Origin of the sequence: Methylocaldum sp. 14B (assembly GCF_002005105.1) — a bacterium.
Classification (GTDB): Bacteria; Pseudomonadota; Gammaproteobacteria; order Methylococcales; family Methylococcaceae; genus Methylocaldum.
The window spans coordinates 54,170-71,308 of sequence record NZ_MSCV01000001.1 but is presented as its reverse complement, the minus strand read 5'-3'; the positions used below and the strand labels follow the sequence as shown (position 1 = coordinate 71,308).

Here is a 17,139-nt window from a genome sequence, read left to right as displayed (position 1 = left end):
TCAAATTACAAAAAAGAATAGAAACACTTTTTTTTATAACAGATAATCAGGCATTCAAGCGTTCCTCGACCTTCTCTTTGAATTTGAGAAAGTGAACGGTTTGCAGCTCTTCCGGTGTGTCCACGCCCAGAATGGAAAGCGGCAGGTCGATGTCGGTGATATAGATGGGATAGCGTTCCCCGCTCTGGCGAAGCCGCATGATATCGGCCGCCGCCATGGAAAATACGTCCTGTCCCGCATCCATGGAAGAAAATTCCGAGTCGTTGCAGAAAATGGTGTAGGCCACGCGGCCAGGCGCGGTCTCTTGAGCGAATACTCGAATTTCCAGCATGCGACTGGCCGGGTTGGGCTGGAAACCGGCGGATTTCACGCTGTAGCCTCCGGACGCCTGATGTTCCACCACGTAATATTCGATCCCGCCGGCAGCCAGTACATAGCGCTGCAAGATGTCGCTGAGAAACGAGGCATAAGGCCCTAGCAAGAGTTGGGGTCCGACCGCCTCGTGGCTACGGTAGAACAATGAACCCCGCTCGTCCAGAATGTAAACCTTTACCTGCGCGGATTCCGGTTGGCAAAAGATTTGAATAACTCCCGGCCGATTATGGACGTATATCAAAGGCAAAGGGTCATTTTCGAGGGCGGCGCGGTCGAAAATGACCGGCGAAAACATAGATCGGGGAGCGGACAGCTCGCTATACAAGCGATCCACATCGGGTACACCCCAAAAACGGACGCTCGTTCCCTGATTATCGAATAGGTAGAATTCCGAACCGCCCCGCAGGATATAGCGTAGCGATCGGTCCGGACTCGAAAACGCCGCCCTCAAATCCCGATAAAGCTCCTGAACTCTCAGGGCGATGGTTCGGGCCCGCCCGGCAACGAAACAGAAGCACTCGACGTGCGATTCATTGGAAAGCGATTCGTTGATGAGATCCGCCAGACAATCGAGGAATCCGACCAAACCCTGGTAACGCTTGACCAGGGTTTCCCGCCACGACGTCAAAATGACGGCATCGACTTGATGAATCAGGTTCGTCCGCTCGTAGCCATAACTCAGCGCATCATGACGATCGCTGGCCAGTCTGATTCCGTCGCGGCGCTCGGCATCGACGTCGATCCCCAGGTTGACGAACAACGCTGCGGCAATCACGCGCGGGGCTCGGCCGTAGTCGTCCAGATGTTCCGGCTCGCTCTGGTGCGACGCGAGAAAACGGTTCAACGCACGCAAATTGTTCTTGAGTTCCAAAAGCGTCAATGCGCTTTCGACGGTTTCCAGAAAGAGGTTGGCGCTCCGATCGTAAAGTCCGTTGAACGACAGCCAGGCCAAAAGCTCGACCAGGCTGCGCGCCTTTTTCAGATATGGCGCCTTGCCCGCATCCGCAGATGCCACCCGTCCGGAGTATAAGATCCATCCCATTTCGCCGTCCGCCAGGCGGACTTCGTGCACTGAGAAATCTTTAGGTTCGATGCAGTCGCCGCTATCGAGGCTCAGCCTTTCCACTTTACCGGGTTTAAGCTCCAAAGCGGCGGAAAGTCTGCGCCCCAAAAGCTTGATTTCCTCTCCGGCCGGACCTCCGATCTCGGAATGCTCCGCCGCGAACTGCCTCACGGTTCGATAACTCCGGGTCAATTCGTAGCCGATGACTTTTTGCTCCTGCAAAGCCTTGACCACGGTCCAGTGACGCCGCTCGTCCAGATCCCGGATGCGTTGACGCGGCCATCCCCAGGCGTGGACCATGGCGGTCAAAATCTCTTGCCGACGGCGTTTCTCCGCTTCCGTGCCCCCGCCAAACCTCACCAATTCGTTGAGCTTGAGATAAAAGCATTGCCGCGCCAACTCCAGCCGCTCGCGCTCCCCCCCCGCCAACAAATAACGCTCGACGTCCCGATACATGAGGATATATGAGTCGAGCTCGCGGTCATCCAGACTCCCCTCGTACACCGCCGCCTTCAACCGGGCGCAGAGCCATCGGGTGTGGGGATACTGGCTGGCGTAACTCTCCATCAGAAATAGCTTGAGCAATGACTTGTGCGGTGCATCGATCGCCTTGTGCAAATGCCACAGCGTGCCGCCGAGAAATTCGTCGGGCGGGATATATTCAAGCCCTCCGAAATCGATGAAATCGTTTTCGTTGACGAAGCGTTTTTCTCTCAAGTGGTTCAGATATTCTCCGTACCGCGCCTCCTGGTCGGGCGGCACCAGCCACCAGGCGGTGGCGCGACCGGCCAGCCAGACGCTGGTGCGGTAGAACTCTTCGAGCAACAGATGATGCTGCACGCTGCCGCAGCTTTCGGAAGAAATCGGGGTGCCGATGCCGAGACGGAACCGTTCGCTATCGATGAAGAAGATATGGGCCTCCAATCCAAGGGATTGGGCCCATTTTTCCACGCCGGCCGCTTTGCGACGCAATTCGTCCAGTTGACTTTCGTCCAACGAGCGCGAATGACACAGCCAGATATCGAGGTCGCTTTTCCTGGAATAGGCAACACTGCTGACACTGCCCATCAGGTATATGCCATGGATCGGATATTCGGTCAGCGCGCGCCGCTTGTATTCGAAACTCTTGGTTAGCCGCCTGACGGCGAGCAGCGTCCGGCGGGCGGGAACATAGTCCTGGATGCCGGCCGGCGTCTCGGACGAGACGTAACCGGGCAGCATCGGGTGATTGCAGTGAAACAAGAGCGGCAACAAATCGAGAAAATCCCGCTGACGCGGCGTCTGATATTCCTGAATGCGCTGCAACTGAAGCCGATGCAGGTTTTGGAAGCGCCGAACGATGGCGGCCAAATTCTTCCGATCGATTTCCTCGCCGGGTCCGCCGAGCCTTATCGCTCGCAAAGTGGTCGCTGTCACGATAATTTCGGTCCGTATGGCTCGGAATGAAGACGCTGCATGAGTTTTCGCGCGTCGTCTCCTTTTTGCCAGGAGGCGACCGCGCAATCGATCCGCCACATTTCCGCGCCGGCCAAGGCCACGCGTTCTGCGCCGAACTTGGTGGCAAGCGCTTCCGCATCGGTGCGGACGGTTTCGGGAAGAATCAAAAGGAAAGCCGTCTCATCGAGGCGGCCGATTTGGTCGGCCCATCGCAGCTGCGCATTGAATTCCTGAGCGATTTCGCGCAGCGTGGTTTCCGGCAGCGATGCGCCACGGGGCGGCTGCAGGGTGACGCGAATCACCGACAAGGCGTTGCCATAGCGCCGGCTGCGGCTCACGTGACCTTCCAAAGCCTGAAGAATCGCGTTCCGGTTCAGAAGCCCCGTTTCCGAGTCCTTGGTGTGCAGGGTGTTGACCAATTCTTGAAGACGGCCGCGAGCCGTTTCGATCCGCACGTTTTCGGTCACATCCTGGAAAAAATAAGCCTCGCTGCCGTCGGCGAGAGCGGCGCACTCGCGCTGCAGCCAAAACTGCTCGCCACCGCGCGTGACGCAAAGCCTATCGTCGCCAGCGAACAGAACGGCCAGCCCGATATCCTCCGCAGTCTTCGGGGCCCATCCGTCCAAATGATGCGCCAATTCGAACCACTGGGCCAAACGTTCGTTCACCCATAAAATTCGCCGATCCCGCATAATCGCAACGCCCATCGGCGCCCGATCCAGCGCCTCGACCAAGGCTTTCTGCATGGGGTTACTCACTAAATTCGATTCAACAGGTTTAATTTTAATCGGCCGCGAAAGTTCTGCCCGCCACACGACCCGAGTAACGGTCTATTAACCCGGCCTATAAATATAGGCCGGGTTAATCCGGGGCAGGGATGCCCCGGCGCGGCGACAAGCCGCGTGAGCCCAGGCCGGGCGTGTACCGGGCCTGGGCGGCGGCCCGAAATACCAGGAGGGTATTTACGGGTCTGATTAATAAAGAGCGATCGAAACGACAGATTACGGCGATGCTTCCCATCCGAGATCTACTCAACCGCATCCGCTGGGATGAAGACTTCGCGCGGGCCGAATTCGCTATCGGCTACTACGACCGCATCGAAAAGACGATTGTGGTGACACCGTTAAAACGGATCGACTTTCCTGGGGATCGCCCCGGCGTATTCGAACTCACCGATTCCGAAGGTGAAACGCACACTATTCCACTCCACCGCATTAAAGTGGTATATCGAAACGGAGAGCTTATCTGGCAACGTACGCACTAATTCAAAGGGGGCCGCATGTCCGCGAATATGTCTCGTTACGCAGAACTTATCGGACGAATTTTCATGTCCATCATCTTTCTGTTGTCGGGCTTCAACAAGATCGGCGGTTTTGCCGGAACCCAAACCTACATGGAATCGATGGGGGTACCGGGCATGCTGCTGCCGCTGGTTATCGCATTGGAAATCGGAGGCGCGATAGCCATCATGATCGGCTGGTACACGCGGTGGTTTGCCCTAGCCCTCGCCGGTTTCTCCATCGCGGCGGCCTTGCTCTTCCACCTTAATTTCGGCGACAAGGTGCAAACCATCATGTTCTTGAAGAACATAGCGATCGCCGGAGGCTTCATGGTCATTTTTGCCCATGGCCCCGGCGATCTGAGTTTGGACAAGCGACAGGGCCGGTATTGAGATTTACCCGGTCCCATCTGATCAGTGCGTTTTGTGCAGAGAGCTCGGCGCGTTCAGATCGGCGTCGTCGTCGACACCGACGCCCAGCCGGTCTACCAATTCGCCGCCCAGCCATCCGGTGATCAAGACCAATGCGAAACCGGCAAACGACAGAACGAAGGCCCAAGCTCCGGGGAAATCGATATTCCGCCGGAGCCACCAACTGGCGATGAAAAGCAGCAGTACCACCACATTGCCGACACCGTGCATCAGTCCGATATACTTGGCGCGGGTATTAGGCGGTATGGCCAGCCAGTCGATCAAGCCGAACGGCGCAGCAATCAGCCCGCCTATGATTCCTGCCGCGATCATCCAGAAGGCGACCGTCACAAAACTCGGCGAACCCGTCATCAGATAAATGATGTCGAAGACAACACCTGTGGACAGCAACCCGAGCGGAAATACGATCAGTATCGGATGGGCCGGGTGGCCGAGAATCTTAGCTTTGCTTTGCATACTGCCTCCTTGGAACTGGAACACCAGTCGCACGATTTGATGAGTTGAAAAGTCACCGCGGCAATCGCAGCCGTATCGAAGGCGGCTTGCGATACGCCCAAGCGACCCCTCGATTCATGATTTCCCCCAAACGATCTCCATGCCTTCCCTGTTACCCAAAGCCGTCCGCAGCAGACCGATCAACGCTCTATCGAGTCCCTGTTCCTCCAAAAACTCCAGCTGGGCTCGATTGACGAAATAGTCCCTGTCGATCGAGCTTTCTTCCTCCAATACATCCATCAACTGTTGAAGCTGTTGGTCGCTGATTTCTCCGACGAACGCGCCGGTTTCCTTGTCGTGAAGCTTCACCATGGCTGTTTCTCCAACCGCTCGCTGAGCCATTTAGCCGGCTCCGGTCGGCTTACTACTGTTTTTGACCAGCAAGGAACTGCGCCGTTACCGCGACCACGCGCCTGCCCTGAAATTTTGCCGCGGCCATGGCCACATCGTCCGGCTTGAGCTGCCCGTTGTTGCTCGTGAACGATACACCGTAAGGATTCCCGGCTTGGAACTGTATGGGATCGATGTAGCCCGGCGCGACGATGATGGCGCCCCAGTGATAGAAGGTATTGTTGAGGGCGACGATCGTCGTTTCCTGCCCGCCGTGAGGCGTCGCGGTACTGGTAAACGAGGAGACGATCTTGTTCACCAATTGTCCTTGAGTCCACAAAGGTCCCGTCCTGTCGATGAACTGCTTGAGTTGAGCGGTAGGCAGTCCGTAGCGGGTCGGTGTCCCGAAAACAATGGCATCGGCCCACACCAGATCGTCCAGGCTCGCCTCCTCCACATCCCGAGCTTCCTGCCGGTGCTCGGCCCAAAGAGGGTTGGACGCAATGGCATCCTCGGGAGCGAGCTCCTGCACCCTCCTAAAACGCACTTCGGCGCCCGATTGCTCAGCCCCTTCCTCGATACCGCGCGCCAATCGGTAAGTGGTTCCGGTGGCGCTGTAGTAAATGACCGCGAGCTTGACAGCCATGTTTCCTCCTTGAATTTGGGGTATATCCCTTAGAAACGAGGCGGGCCGGAGAGTTTAAGGAACTTGTTTCAAAAAGGGTGAATAGGTCTAGCCACGAAACGCCCGCTCGAACTCCTCCCTGAGTTCGTACTCGCGGTCGTGGTAGATCGGCGAGAAATGGAACGGCACGGGAAACTTGACCCCGGCGCGCTGAGCCAGGCTGCCTGCTTGGCGGGCGGTCAGGTGGTATTTCTGCGCGGCGCGCTCGACGAGTTCTTCGCCGAAGACCGCTTCGATGAAGAACTGGTCGGCGCCCTTGGCCAGTTGAACGATGCGCTCGGCATTGGCGTCGTGATAGACGGCATCGGTCACGTAAGCAATTTTCTGTCCGGTCGAGATGTGGGCGATGGTTCCGGCCAGATAGTCCAGGCGGAACGTAATTTCGCCCCGTCCGCGCCGCCGGGCGGTGATCGGCGTATCGCCGGGCAATCCGTCGAGCACCGAGCGCTTGAAACTTTGAAGCCAGGGCCCTGGCTCGAGATCCAGATCGTCGAGGCGGTTCTTCCAGATATTGACGTGCAGCTTTTCCTGGAGCGCAAAAGCGAGACACGGGATCTTATGATCCAACAGGCCAAACCGGACGGTGTGGTTCTCCTCGTCGAGCAAAACGCCGTCCCTGATAGTCCATTCGTGCTCATTTTCGCGGCGAAATTCGGCCCGACAGCGGAAACGGGCGCTTCGCGCCTCGGTTTCGCTCAAGACCTCGGTCGCATCCAAGGTAAAATCGGTGTCGTAGTTTTCCACCAGATTCCAGGTATAACCCGCGAGCTTGGCTTCCACCTGGCCGAGAAAACCGGCCGGCCCGAACAACCGGATGCGGATTTCCCGCCCTAGGCACAGGCGCAGCAACCAATCGAAACCGAAGAAGTGATCCATGTGAGCATGGGAAACGAACACATCCCGAACCCTGAGGATTTTTCGCGTCGCCAGATTTCGCAAATCGCCCAGATCGAACAGCAGAGCACGCTTCTCGAACAGAAAATCGACATAAACCGCCGGATCGCCGAACACGTCGTTCACCAGCGCGGGATGAAACACCGGTTTCATGGAAGTCTCTCTGTTAAAGCTTTAAAGCCGGCTACGGTATGATGGGTTTGGGGCACGATATTAGACTCACCGGTTCGATCTTTCTCATCCATGTATCTCATCGAAAAAGGTTCGGAAGCCAGCTTCACCGTCAACCATTCGCGCTTCATCGGCTACGCCCTGCCCTGCGCCGACGAGTCGCAGCTGCGGTCGCGGCTGTACGAAATCGCATCGGCTCATCCGATGGCGCACCATCTCGCCTTCGCCTATCGGATCAAGACCGAGAACGGCATCATCGCCCATTTCAACGACGCCGGAGAGCCGAGCGGAACGGCCGGAAAGCCGATACTCGCGCATATGTCCGGCTTCGATCTCGTCAATGCGCTGGTCGCCGTCGTTCGTTATTTCGGCGGCATCAAGCTGGGAGCCGGCGGGTTGGTCCGCGCCTATGGCGGCACGGCCAAACTTGCCCTGGAGAAAGCCTCCCTCGTGCCCTATGTTGAATATGCCGAACTCAAATTGAGGATCGATTATCCAAAACTTCAGCCGCTCGCTTATCATGTCGAGAAAGCCGGAGGAAAGATCGTCTCGCGCACATTCGGCGAAAAGATCGACGTGGTCGTGCGTTTGCCGGCTTCCGAAGCGCCTGCCATTGATCGGCAGTTTAATGATTCGTAATTTTCAGTGAGACAACGGCATTGTCACCCGACGCTCTGCTCGACCTTTTGGATGCACCGGACACCGTCGTCGCCGTAGTGGGCGCGACGGACGACGAACGAAAATTCGGCCATGCCATCTATCGCGATCTGAAAGGCAAAGGATACAAAGTTTATGCGGTCAACCCGAATCGCGCGTCGGTGGATGGCGATCCCGCATATCCGGATCTTGCGCAACTTCCCGGCACACCGACCCTGGTCAATTTCGTCATACCGCCCGAGGCTACCTTGTCCGTCCTGAAGCAATGTCTCGATCTCGGTCTAAGGAACGTGTGGCTGCAACCCGGAGCGGAGAATGCCGAGGTCCTGAATTTCCTGGCCTCCAACGACTTCAGCTATCTGGCCAACACTTGCATCATGATCAAGAGCCACATCAAGCGTTAACGCCGGAAGGCTCTTACTTCATCTCGACGAGTTTTCCGGAGTTACAGGATTAGCCCACGGTTCTTAGTAAATTTCCCTAGAGACTGGGAAACTACCGTGTGTTAACAATGACTTTCCCGGTCGCGCCGGGAACATGGAACGAACTTTGGTGCAAAGGAGGCACGCCATGCGCTCGAAATTTCTAATCGGCTTACTTTTAGGCGCATTTATCTCATTGCTCGGCCTGAATCCGGCCCTTGCCGCGGATCGACCCATAGGGATCGCCGCTTACGTTAAGGCAGAATTCCAAAACGGCACCATGAAAGGCGATGTCATAGAGATCGTCAGAGAGGCGGCCGGACGGGAAGGGAACGATAACGGCCAGTCGGGCGCCGGCAAGCGCCGGAATAACGAAAAAGGAATGTCCGGCACGGGCAAACGCAAGAATGGCGAACGCGGCACGCCGGAATCGGGCCAACGCCGAGGCACCGAGAGCGGAACCTCTGAACCGAGCCAACGCAAAACTCCCCAACGTCCGACACCGGGTTCCGAGGAACCATCGATGCCCGAAGAAATGCCCGAACCCGAAACCGGGAGCGGCGATTTCGAGTAAGCGCATCAGCCCTTGATTCCTGCCGCATTCCGTTCTCGTCCGAGAAAAGCGGCAACCAAGGGCTCCCCAATGATCGTGGAGCATAGGTATGGCCTGTGCCACGCCCGCTGATACGGCGATTTAGCCGTCCGAACATTTTTCACGGAGGAAAAAGCAATGTATTCCAAAATTTTACTTTGTCTGCTTGCCGGCATAACTACGCAAACACTGAGTCCGGCTGCGGCCGCAGAACGATCCGGAGACAGCGCCGCATATTATGCGCAGTCGCAAACCGAAACCGGCCAAAGCGGAACAGGCGTTCGCGGGACGACCGGCGAAAGTAGCGGAGGCGGTCAACCCTATCCCGGCGGTACCGGGATGACCGGAACCGAAGGAAAAGGCAAGGCCGAAACGGAGGGTATGGAAAGCCATGTCAAGGAAGCGATGAAGCACGCAAAAGCCGCTGCCGACAGCGGCAAGAAGGGCGATGCCGCAGGCGTCGGCAAACATGCCGAAGCCGCAAAACCCCATGTCGAGGCCGCCATGCAGCAAAATCCCAATGAGCATCTGACCGCTGCGATGAAAAGTCTGGACAGCGCGATTCAGCACAGCCAAATGGGCCACGCCGATATGGCAGGGCAGGCCGCTGAGGAAGCGGTTACCCATCTCAAACAGGCCAAAAAATAGTTTTCATGCTGTCGCGACAAAACGGCAGACCGGATGGCGTTCCATTCGTGGCTGCCGTTTTTCGTATTAACGATGGACTTGAAATTGACGTCGTGATATTTGTAACCCGCCCCATATTGGGGCATTCAAGAAGAACAACCCTTTAACGGAGAAATGGTTATGCGTGGAAAAATCTTGTCCGGATTACTCGCCGGCCTGTTCACAATGTCGCTAGGTTTCACCGCCGTTGCCGCCGAAGATCACAAAGGGGAAGCGATGAAACATGCCCAAGCCGCCGTCGATAGCGGCAAAAAGGGCGATGCCAAAGGTGTGGCCGAGCACGCGGAAGCCGCGAAAACTCACGCCACGGCGGCAAATCAAGCAAACCCCAATCCACACTTGGATGCGGCAATCAAAAGCCTGGACGGCGCGATCGAACACGGCAAGATGGGGCATGCCGATATAGCCGGAAAAGCGGCCGAAGAAGCGATGACCCATCTCAATGCCGTAAAACAGTAACAGCCACGCTTTCGTACTTTAAAGGAGCGGCAGCTATTTTCACTGCCGCTCCTTTTTTGCCCGATTGCTCCCGCCAACAACGCGGATTTTCTTCGATGATTCGACCTCTGATTCCAAGGTCGCTTTCGATAAAAAATTGGTTTTTGTAGGTTATTCGGCGGGTTACGCGGAGCCTGTCCTGAGCTTGTCGAAGGGCCTGTCCCGAGCGGAGCCGAGGGGCTAACCCGCCATCGATGGGTTTCGCTTCGCTCTACCCATCCTACGATGAATGTTCACTCGAATGTCGAATGGAATAAGCTCGACGTCTATTCATTCAGGCCGCTCAAAACCTCGTCGGATGTCAGTCGCCATTGGTCGCACTAAACTAAATTGCGAGAGCTCGATCCAAGCAAGATAGAAGACTCCGAGGCGGACACCGAACGATTATGAGTATTAACATCTGCCGTCACAGAACTGTTGATTGCCTCTCGTTAGCGATATTGTGGGTATTTAATATCGAAAAATCCTTCTTAGGCTCAAGGGATTCCTGAACGCTTCATCGGATGTTCATCCCGAAAATAGAAACCGAACCCCTTGCTTATTTTCACCCTATTCGGCCCTGGAATGATGAAAGTTATCGATCCCGAAGATTTACGTTCTGGAGTCGCTGACTTAATCTAAGTCTCTTTAGACGGAAGGGGTGACTTTTCCGCGCTAGGAGTCTTATAACAGTTGACTAGCAAACAGAAGACCAGCAGTGCAAGACAATAAATTGACGACCAAATATACCCTGCGTGCTCGCATCAGAGAATTCAAGATTCCGCCCGTTCACGAAGGCTTGGTGTTGGGGCGCCGCGCTACCATAGGCTGCAAAGCCATCCGAAAATCCCTGGAGCTTTTAATGACTTATCCGTTCGCTCACCTCGAATTGGAGGACGAGGTCATCAGCGACATTCTGGTACGCGAAGCGGTTCTGCGGCGTGTCCCCAAGGAACAACTCATCGAATTCGTGCTCCAGCGAATCAAGCCCTTCATGGACGACACCGAAATTCTTCACCTCGATGTCGAAACGGAATTGCACCTAGAGGAAACGTTTTAGTGCAACCGACCATCCTGGACGCTTTGGCGGACGGGCTGATCAAAGTCACTGACGAAGAACGCCCCAGACTCGGCCCAACTTCTACGCCGGCCCTCTTCGCCGTCTTTTCCTCCGGAAACGACCGTTTTCTGGGCTTTGTAACCAGTGAAGAAATCGCCCAATCGCCTCACCGAATCTTTGCCGATCTACTCCCGAGAACGATACCGCCGGCCATCGGACGGGATACATCCATCGTCGCGGCGCTCGCTCTCATGGAACGGGAGAACCACTGGATCTTGCCGGTTACGGACGATAGCGGCGCCTTCGTCGGAGCGGTTACCCGTCCGCGTTTGCTCGAGTTGCTGCTCGATCACTATCAAAAGCTGTCGGCCGAACTCGAAGAGGAGCAGCGGCAGCTTCGCCTGTGGTCGACGCGACTCGGCGAACTGAATCAGGCGTCCCGCACGCTGATGGCTTTGATGGCCCATGTCGAAGGAGAGGAAAACATGGCGCAAAGCGGCATCAACGTGCTGGCGACTCTGCTGCGCGCACGGTACGGCGCCGTCGGGATTATTGACGAAAACGGAAAGCTGGACGGCTTTTTCGTCACCGGCGTCAGCCAGGAACAGATCGAACGAATCGGCCGCTGGCCGGAAGGGAAAGGACTGCTCGGCGTAGTGGTTCAAACAAACCAGTCGTTGCGGCTCGACGACCTGACCCGTGATCCGCGATCGGCGGGATTTCCGCCCGGCCATCCGCCGATGAAGAGCCTTCTCGCGGTGCCGATCGCCGACGATGGCAAGGTGTACGGCCGCGTTTATCTCTGTGACAAGCTCAACGGGGAGCCCTTTTCCGAGGAGGACGAGGTTTTGGCCACCACTTTCGCGCATAGCCTGGCACTCGCTCTGATCCAGTCGCGCGAGCAAACGCAAAGGCGTAAAGCCGAGCAGGAAACCCGGCGGTTGCTGAATGAAAACCGCCAGCTGACCCGAAAATTGCTCAAGGCCCAGGAAGAGGAGCGCAAGAGAGTAGCGCGCGAACTGCACGACGAGCTTGGGCAATATTTGACTGCCATGCAGGCGGACCTCGCGATGATGTCCTCGCTCAGCGAACGAAGCCACCCGGAGATCCATCACAGCGCTCAAACCGTCGAAGCCTTGCTGATCCGCTTTCATGACACCGTCCGCAGCCTGATCGAGAATCTGCGTCCGCCCTTGCTCGATCAACTGGGACTGGCCGAAGCCCTCGAAGAATTAGTCAACGAATACCGATCGCATTATCGCGACATCAGTTGGAAACTGACCATCATCGGCGATCTCGGCGTCCTGGATGAAACGCTTAAGATTACGGTGTATCGAATCGTCCAGGAGTGCATGAATAACATCGGCAGGCATGCCCGGGCGACGCAAGCCGAAGTCATGGTCTGCGAGAGTATCGCGTGCCAGGGAGAATCGTGTCAGCGGCATTTCGGACCTGCGCCCGGCGAGTCCTCTTCCGTGCGCCTGTTGATCAAGGACAATGGCGTCGGTTTATCGTCCCGCGAGGCAAAGCGGGGACTCGGATTGATGGGCGTCCGCGAACGGGTCGAGGCGCTTGGAGGACTCTTCAGCCTGGAGAGCCAGAGCGGACAGGGAACCTGCGTAGCGATCGAAATTCCTAGCCAAGCCAGACCATGATCTCCGTACTGCTAGTCGACGATCATCCGGTAGTGCGCAGCGGCTACCGGCGCCTATTGGAGCAAGCGCCCGATATCACCGTCCTGGCCGAAGCGGCAGACGGGGAAGAGGCCTATCAGGCCTATCTGAAACACCAGCCGGACATCGTCGTCATGGACGTGGCCCTTCCCGGCATCAGCGGACTCGAAGCAGCCCGCAAGATTCTGAAACGCGATTCCCGGGCGCGAATTCTGATGTTTTCCGCTTATGAAAGCGAAGTGCTCATCGAGCGCGCGCGGGAAACCGGCGTCCGGGGGTATATCGGCAAGCGGAGCGCGGCCAAATTGATCGTGGAAGCGACACGGATCGTCTTCAGCGGCGACTTTTTCTTCGACAAACATCTGAAACGAGCCGCGTCGACTCAATCGCAAAAGCCCGTAGAGCTCTTGACGCCGCGCGAATTCGAGGTTTTCCGCCATCTGGCCCAGGGTCGTTCCGTGGCGGAAATCGCCGAGCTCTTGCACACCAGCCCCAAGACCATCAGCGTGCATCAAACGCATCTCATGCGAAAACTCCGGCTTGCGAATGTCGTGCAACTCACCCATCTAGCCTTGCGCCACGGACTGATTACCCTTTAAAAAATAAGAATTTTCTTACTGCAACCGGCTTAAAATCACTTGATCGATTCACCGATCAAGGGTTTCTTACCATTTTCCGGGCATTTCATGATGGAATTCCTGCTGAAAAAAAAGAACTTCGGTGTATGGCTGGAGTCCTCTTTGGATGGCATGGCGATTACGGACATCAAGGGAAAAATCCTTTTTTCCAATCCCGCGCTGGAGAAACTTTTCGGCTATGCCCGCGAAGAACTGGCGGAACTCACGGTCGAAGACCTCATGCCGGAACGGTTTCGCGGGCGGCATCGAGAAGAGCGTGCGGGTTACGCCGAACATCCCCGCTCCCGCCCCATGGGGGAAGGACTGGATCTTTTCGGCTTGCGCAAGGATGGAACCGAATTTCCAGCGGATATAAGCCTAATTCTCCTAGAGGCCGAGCAAGGTCGTTTCGTATTGGCTACGGTTCACGACATCAGTCGCCGCAAACTCGCCGAGAAAGCCTTGGCGAACCAGACGGTGCGCTTGCGCGCGATTCTCGAGACCGCCGTCGACGCCATCATCGTGATCGATGAGCGGGGGCTCATCGAGACCTTCAATCCCGCGGCCGAGCGCATGTTCGGGTACACCGAAGCGGAGGTGAAAGGTCAGAGCATTACTCTCCTGATGCCCTCCCCTTACCGCGACGAACACAACGCCTACATTGCCCGCTATCTCAGAACGGGGGAACGCCGGGTCATCGGCATCGGCCGCGAAGTCCTCGGGCTGCGTCGGGATGGATCCACTTTTCCCATCGAACTGACGGTCGCCGAAACCCCTCTGGGCAACCATCGCCTGTTCACCGGAATCATTCGCGATGTGACCGAACGCCGAAAAGCCCAGGAACAACAGGCTGCTCTCCTCGAACAGCTGACAGAAAAAAATGCGGAATTGGAGCGGTTCATTTACACCGCCTCGCACGATCTCAAGAGTCCCTTGATTACCATCCAGGGATTTTCAGGCATGTTGGAACAAAGCGCGACGCGGGGAGATTTCGAGCGTATGCGCGGAGACATCCGGCGGATCCGTGCGGCGGCGAGCCGAATGCAGACCTTGCTGGAAGATCTGCTGGAGCTGTCTCGCATCGGCCGCGTCGCGAATCCGCCCGAAAAGGTCTCGATGCGCGCTCTCGTCCATGAGGCGGTCGAGCTTGTCAGGGACCGGCTTTCCGGGCGTAAACTGCGGACCGAGATCAGCCGCGGTCTGCCCGACGCGGTCGGCGATCCGAAGCGGATCTTCGAGGTGTGGCTCAACCTGATCGAAAACGCCGTCAAATTCATGGGTGACCAGGATGAACCCTTGATCGAGATCGGCGCGGAAGCAAGAGAAGGAGAAATCGTCTATTTTGTACGTGACAACGGTATCGGAATCGAGCCAAGCTACCATACGAAGATCTTCGGCCTGTTCGAGCGGCTCGATCCCAATACGGAGGGTACCGGAATCGGACTGGCGATCGTCAAGCGAATCGTCGAGGTGCACGGCGGAAGTCTCTGGGTAGACTCGGAAGGTCAAGGGCTGGGTTGCACGTTTTATTTTTCCCTGAGGGATCCAGCATGAAGGGAGAAGTCCTGAATATCCTGTTGGTCGAAGACAATCCGGATCATGCCGAACTGGTCATCCGCTGTTTTCAGGAACACCGCGTGGCGAACCGGATCTATCACGTCAGCCAGGGCGCGGAAGCCTTGGATTATCTGCTGCGACAGGGCGCGTATGCCGATCCGCAAACCAGCCCGAGGCCGCACGTCGTCCTGCTGGACCTCAACCTTCCCCGCATCAATGGCATTGAAGTCCTGGGTAGAATCAGGGCATCGCCGTCCATTGCGACTCTGCCGGTCGTCATTCTCACCACCTCACGAGCCGAGCAAGACATCGCCAGAGCTTACGGCCAGCATGCCAACAGCTATCTCGTCAAGCCCGTCGATTTCGAGAATTTCACCCGGATGATGGAAGATCTGGGCTTTTATTGGCTGGCCTGGAATCACTACCCCTGGTCCGACCGAACTGTTCATGAAACCTGAGCCATCCGCAGCTGCGCCGATAGCCGACACCATCCTTCACATCCTTTTGGCCGAGGATGATACTAGCCACGCCGAGCTCATACAGAGAGCATTCGAGGCTCAAGGCGAACCCGTTCGTCTGACGGTGGTACGCCATCTCCACGAGGCGCGGGAGGCGCTTGCCGTCGCCCTACCGGATCTCGTGATCACCGATTTGCGGCTGCCCGACGGGAAAGGTACGGAGCTTTTGCCGCAGGAAGGCTCGAATACGTCTTATCCGGTCATCGTTATGACCTGCTACGGGAACGAGGCGATCGCAGTCGAGGCGATGAAGGCCGGGGCTCTGGATTATCTCGTCAAGTCCGAGGCCACCCTGTCCGCCATGCCGCATATCGTCAAGTGCACCTTGAGCAAATGGCATGAGATTATCGAGCGGAAGCGGGCTCAGGAAGCATTGCGCCAAGCTTACGCCGAACTGGAAACGCGGGTGCAGGAGCGCACCTCCGAACTGGTGCAAGCCAATGAAACCTTAAGGCGGGAGATCGTCCAGCGCGCGCGGGTGGAGCGGGCGCTGCGCGAAAGCAAGCAGCGATTCCGCGCCCTAGCCGAGACAGTGCCGGATATCGTCTTCACGGTTTGTCCGGATGGGCGGGTCGACTACACCAACCCGCGCTTTCATGAATTCACCGGACAGCCGTGCGACTCAGAAAAGGGCTTCAGCTGGATGCGGGCTCTGCATCCCGAAGAAGTGGAACCCGTCAATGAACGCCGAAAGCATTGCCTCCAGACCGGCGAACCTTACGAGATGAAGCATCGGCTCCGCCATCGAGACGGCGAGTACCGGTGGGTGATGTGTCGCGCCCAACCGATCCGCGACGAGGCCGGCCACATCATCAAGTGGTTTGGCTCATGCTCGGATATCGACGATCTGATACAGGCCCAAACATCACTCCAAGAAGCCGACCACCGCAAGAACGAATTCTTGGCCATGCTGGCCCACGAACTGCGCAACCCCTTGGGCCCGATTCGAAATGCGGTGGAACTCCTGCGGCGGATCGGTCCGCAACATCCGCAACATCAATGGGCGGAGGATGTAATCGATCGGCAGACGGCCCATCTGGTCAGGTTGGTGGATGACCTTCTCGACGTTTCCCGCATCACGCGCGGCAAAGTGGAACTCAAAAAAGACACGATCGAGCTGAGCGATATCGTGGCCCGCGCCATCGAGGTCACGCGACCTCTCCTTGATGAACGGAAACACGCCTTCACCGTCACTCTCCCCTCCGCTCCCGTATACTTGGAGGGCGACAGCATCCGGCTGATCCAAGTCTTGGGCAATTTGCTGAACAATGCCGCCAAATACACGCCGAAAGGGGGCGCCCTCTGGCTCACCGCAAATCGGGACGGCTCCGACATCGAGCTTCGCGTGCGGGACACCGGTCTCGGCATACCGGCCGAGATACTGCCCCAGGTCTTCGATCTCTTCACCCAGGCCGAGCGCACGCTCGATCGATCCCAAGGCGGTCTCGGCATTGGTCTCACGATCGTCCGCCGCTTAGTGGAATTGCACGGAGGAACCGTGTGCGTCTCCAGTCCCGGCCCCGGCCAAGGCAGCGAATTTGTGGTCCGCTTGCCCGTGCTGCCGGAACTCTCACCTACCGACACGCTGCCCAAAAAGCCCATACGCTTGTAGGGACTCCCGCTTCCCGTATCCCTCTCTGGTCGGTGTCAGAGAGCCCGATAGGTAGGTCGGCAATCCCTTCCCAATCGCAAACGGTTGCTTTAGTCGCGACCCTTCC

At 57.1% G+C, this 17,139-nt stretch carries 19 protein-coding genes; 13 read left to right on the top strand and 6 right to left on the bottom strand.

What is annotated here, in order from left to right:
- Window positions 1-46: 46 nt before the first annotated feature.
- Entirely contained in the window at window positions 47-2,854 is a 2,808-nt protein-coding gene (locus B2A78_RS00320) for a class I adenylate cyclase (RefSeq protein ID WP_168175306.1), read from the bottom strand.
- A complete protein-coding gene (locus B2A78_RS00315) occupies window positions 2,851-3,621 on the bottom strand; it encodes a GGDEF domain-containing protein (protein ID WP_077727905.1) in 771 nt (256 codons plus the stop codon). The genes B2A78_RS00320 and B2A78_RS00315 overlap by 4 nt, the downstream gene beginning before the upstream one ends.
- Before the next feature lie 131 nt (window positions 3,622-3,752).
- Between B2A78_RS00315 and B2A78_RS00310 the strand changes: the two genes are divergently transcribed.
- On the top strand, window positions 3,753-4,139 hold the full coding sequence (locus B2A78_RS00310) for a DUF504 domain-containing protein (protein ID WP_240502351.1): 387 nt from the start codon (window positions 3,753-3,755) through the stop codon (window positions 4,137-4,139).
- Window positions 4,140-4,154: 15 nt separating this feature from the next.
- Complete coding sequence (locus B2A78_RS00305) at window positions 4,155-4,547, top strand: DoxX family protein (protein WP_346425827.1); 393 nt, start codon at window positions 4,155-4,157, stop codon at window positions 4,545-4,547.
- Window positions 4,548-4,568: 21 nt separating this feature from the next.
- Here the strand turns inward: B2A78_RS00305 and B2A78_RS00300 are convergent, their stop codons facing one another.
- The 4 genes from B2A78_RS00300 to B2A78_RS00285 all read right to left on the bottom strand — a co-directional run bounded on the left by B2A78_RS00300 (window position 4,569) and on the right by B2A78_RS00285 (window position 7,143).
- Window positions 4,569-5,042: a DUF2231 domain-containing protein gene (locus B2A78_RS00300; RefSeq protein ID WP_077727902.1), complete on the bottom strand. Its 474-nt coding sequence runs from the start codon at window positions 5,040-5,042 to the stop codon at window positions 4,569-4,571.
- Window positions 5,043-5,156: 114 nt separating this feature from the next.
- Complete coding sequence (locus B2A78_RS00295) at window positions 5,157-5,423, bottom strand: hypothetical protein (RefSeq protein WP_205780628.1); 267 nt, start codon at window positions 5,421-5,423, stop codon at window positions 5,157-5,159.
- A gap of 22 nt (window positions 5,424-5,445) precedes the next feature.
- Complete coding sequence (gene wrbA / locus B2A78_RS00290) at window positions 5,446-6,057, bottom strand: NAD(P)H:quinone oxidoreductase (RefSeq protein ID WP_077727900.1); 612 nt, start codon at window positions 6,055-6,057, stop codon at window positions 5,446-5,448.
- A gap of 87 nt (window positions 6,058-6,144) precedes the next feature.
- Window positions 6,145-7,143: an MBL fold metallo-hydrolase gene (locus tag B2A78_RS00285; RefSeq protein WP_077727899.1), complete on the bottom strand. Its 999-nt coding sequence runs from the start codon at window positions 7,141-7,143 to the stop codon at window positions 6,145-6,147.
- Window positions 7,144-7,233: 90 nt separating this feature from the next.
- Between B2A78_RS00285 and B2A78_RS00280 the strand changes: the two genes are divergently transcribed.
- The 11 genes from B2A78_RS00280 (at window position 7,234) to B2A78_RS00230 (ending at window position 17,033) form a co-directional block, all read left to right on the top strand.
- Entirely contained in the window at window positions 7,234-7,800 is a 567-nt protein-coding gene (locus B2A78_RS00280; protein ID WP_077727898.1) for a YigZ family protein, read from the top strand.
- Window positions 7,801-7,820: 20 nt separating this feature from the next.
- Window positions 7,821-8,222 carry a CoA-binding protein gene (locus B2A78_RS00275; RefSeq protein ID WP_168175305.1) on the top strand — a complete coding sequence of 134 codons (402 nt, stop codon included), beginning with the start codon at window positions 7,821-7,823 and terminating at the stop codon, window positions 8,220-8,222.
- A 166-nt stretch (window positions 8,223-8,388) separates the two neighbouring features.
- Window positions 8,389-8,814, top strand: coding sequence for a hypothetical protein (locus B2A78_RS00270; RefSeq protein ID WP_077727896.1), 426 nt, complete (start codon window positions 8,389-8,391; stop codon window positions 8,812-8,814).
- A gap of 156 nt (window positions 8,815-8,970) precedes the next feature.
- Window positions 8,971-9,480 (top strand): small metal-binding protein SmbP, encoded by a 510-nt coding sequence (gene smbP / locus B2A78_RS00265; protein ID WP_077727895.1) that lies wholly within the window; start codon window positions 8,971-8,973, stop codon window positions 9,478-9,480.
- 159 nt (window positions 9,481-9,639) lie between these two features.
- A complete protein-coding gene (gene smbP / locus B2A78_RS00260) occupies window positions 9,640-9,978 on the top strand; it encodes a small metal-binding protein SmbP (RefSeq protein ID WP_205780627.1) in 339 nt (112 codons plus the stop codon).
- 736 nt (window positions 9,979-10,714) lie between these two features.
- On the top strand, window positions 10,715-11,056 hold the full coding sequence (locus tag B2A78_RS00255) for a hypothetical protein (RefSeq protein ID WP_240502350.1): 342 nt from the start codon (window positions 10,715-10,717) through the stop codon (window positions 11,054-11,056).
- Window positions 11,056-12,711 (top strand): GAF domain-containing protein, encoded by a 1,656-nt coding sequence (locus B2A78_RS00250; protein WP_077727893.1) that lies wholly within the window; start codon window positions 11,056-11,058, stop codon window positions 12,709-12,711. The genes B2A78_RS00255 and B2A78_RS00250 overlap by 1 nt, the downstream gene beginning before the upstream one ends.
- Window positions 12,708-13,328 carry a response regulator transcription factor gene (locus B2A78_RS00245; protein WP_077727892.1) on the top strand — a complete coding sequence of 207 codons (621 nt, stop codon included), beginning with the start codon at window positions 12,708-12,710 and terminating at the stop codon, window positions 13,326-13,328. The genes B2A78_RS00250 and B2A78_RS00245 overlap by 4 nt, the downstream gene beginning before the upstream one ends.
- An 87-nt stretch (window positions 13,329-13,415) precedes the next feature.
- The gene (locus B2A78_RS00240; protein ID WP_077728111.1) at window positions 13,416-14,900 is read left to right on the top strand and encodes a PAS domain S-box protein; all 1,485 of its coding nucleotides are present in this window, start codon (window positions 13,416-13,418) and stop codon (window positions 14,898-14,900) included.
- Entirely contained in the window at window positions 14,897-15,361 is a 465-nt protein-coding gene (locus B2A78_RS00235; protein WP_077727891.1) for a response regulator, read from the top strand. Before B2A78_RS00240 ends, B2A78_RS00235 begins: the two co-directional genes overlap by 4 nt.
- Window positions 15,351-17,033, top strand: coding sequence for an ATP-binding protein (locus tag B2A78_RS00230; RefSeq protein ID WP_077727890.1), 1,683 nt, complete (start codon window positions 15,351-15,353; stop codon window positions 17,031-17,033). Before B2A78_RS00235 ends, B2A78_RS00230 begins: the two co-directional genes overlap by 11 nt.
- Window positions 17,034-17,139 lie beyond the last annotated feature (106 nt).

Coding starts and splice junctions, on each gene's coding strand:
- B2A78_RS00280 (WP_077727898.1), top strand. CDS start 7,234: ATGTATCTCATCGAAAAAGGTTCGGAAGCCAGCTTCACCGTCAACCAT.
- B2A78_RS00235 (WP_077727891.1), top strand. CDS start 14,897: ATGAAGGGAGAAGTCCTGAATATCCTGTTGGTCGAAGACAATCCGGAT.
- B2A78_RS00305 (WP_346425827.1), top strand. CDS start 4,155: ATGTCCGCGAATATGTCTCGTTACGCAGAACTTATCGGACGAATTTTC.
- B2A78_RS00285 (WP_077727899.1), bottom strand. CDS start 7,143: ATGAAACCGGTGTTTCATCCCGCGCTGGTGAACGACGTGTTCGGCGAT.
- wrbA (WP_077727900.1), bottom strand. CDS start 6,057: ATGGCTGTCAAGCTCGCGGTCATTTACTACAGCGCCACCGGAACCACT.
- B2A78_RS00240 (WP_077728111.1), top strand. CDS start 13,416: ATGATGGAATTCCTGCTGAAAAAAAAGAACTTCGGTGTATGGCTGGAG.
- B2A78_RS00230 (WP_077727890.1), top strand. CDS start 15,351: ATGAAACCTGAGCCATCCGCAGCTGCGCCGATAGCCGACACCATCCTT.
- B2A78_RS00295 (WP_205780628.1), bottom strand. CDS start 5,423: ATGGCTCAGCGAGCGGTTGGAGAAACAGCCATGGTGAAGCTTCACGAC.
- smbP (WP_077727895.1), top strand. CDS start 8,971: ATGTATTCCAAAATTTTACTTTGTCTGCTTGCCGGCATAACTACGCAA.
- B2A78_RS00310 (WP_240502351.1), top strand. CDS start 3,753: ATGCCCCGGCGCGGCGACAAGCCGCGTGAGCCCAGGCCGGGCGTGTAC.
- smbP (WP_205780627.1), top strand. CDS start 9,640: ATGCGTGGAAAAATCTTGTCCGGATTACTCGCCGGCCTGTTCACAATG.
- B2A78_RS00315 (WP_077727905.1), bottom strand. CDS start 3,621: ATGCAGAAAGCCTTGGTCGAGGCGCTGGATCGGGCGCCGATGGGCGTT.
- B2A78_RS00270 (WP_077727896.1), top strand. CDS start 8,389: ATGCGCTCGAAATTTCTAATCGGCTTACTTTTAGGCGCATTTATCTCA.
- B2A78_RS00300 (WP_077727902.1), bottom strand. CDS start 5,042: ATGCAAAGCAAAGCTAAGATTCTCGGCCACCCGGCCCATCCGATACTG.
- B2A78_RS00245 (WP_077727892.1), top strand. CDS start 12,708: ATGATCTCCGTACTGCTAGTCGACGATCATCCGGTAGTGCGCAGCGGC.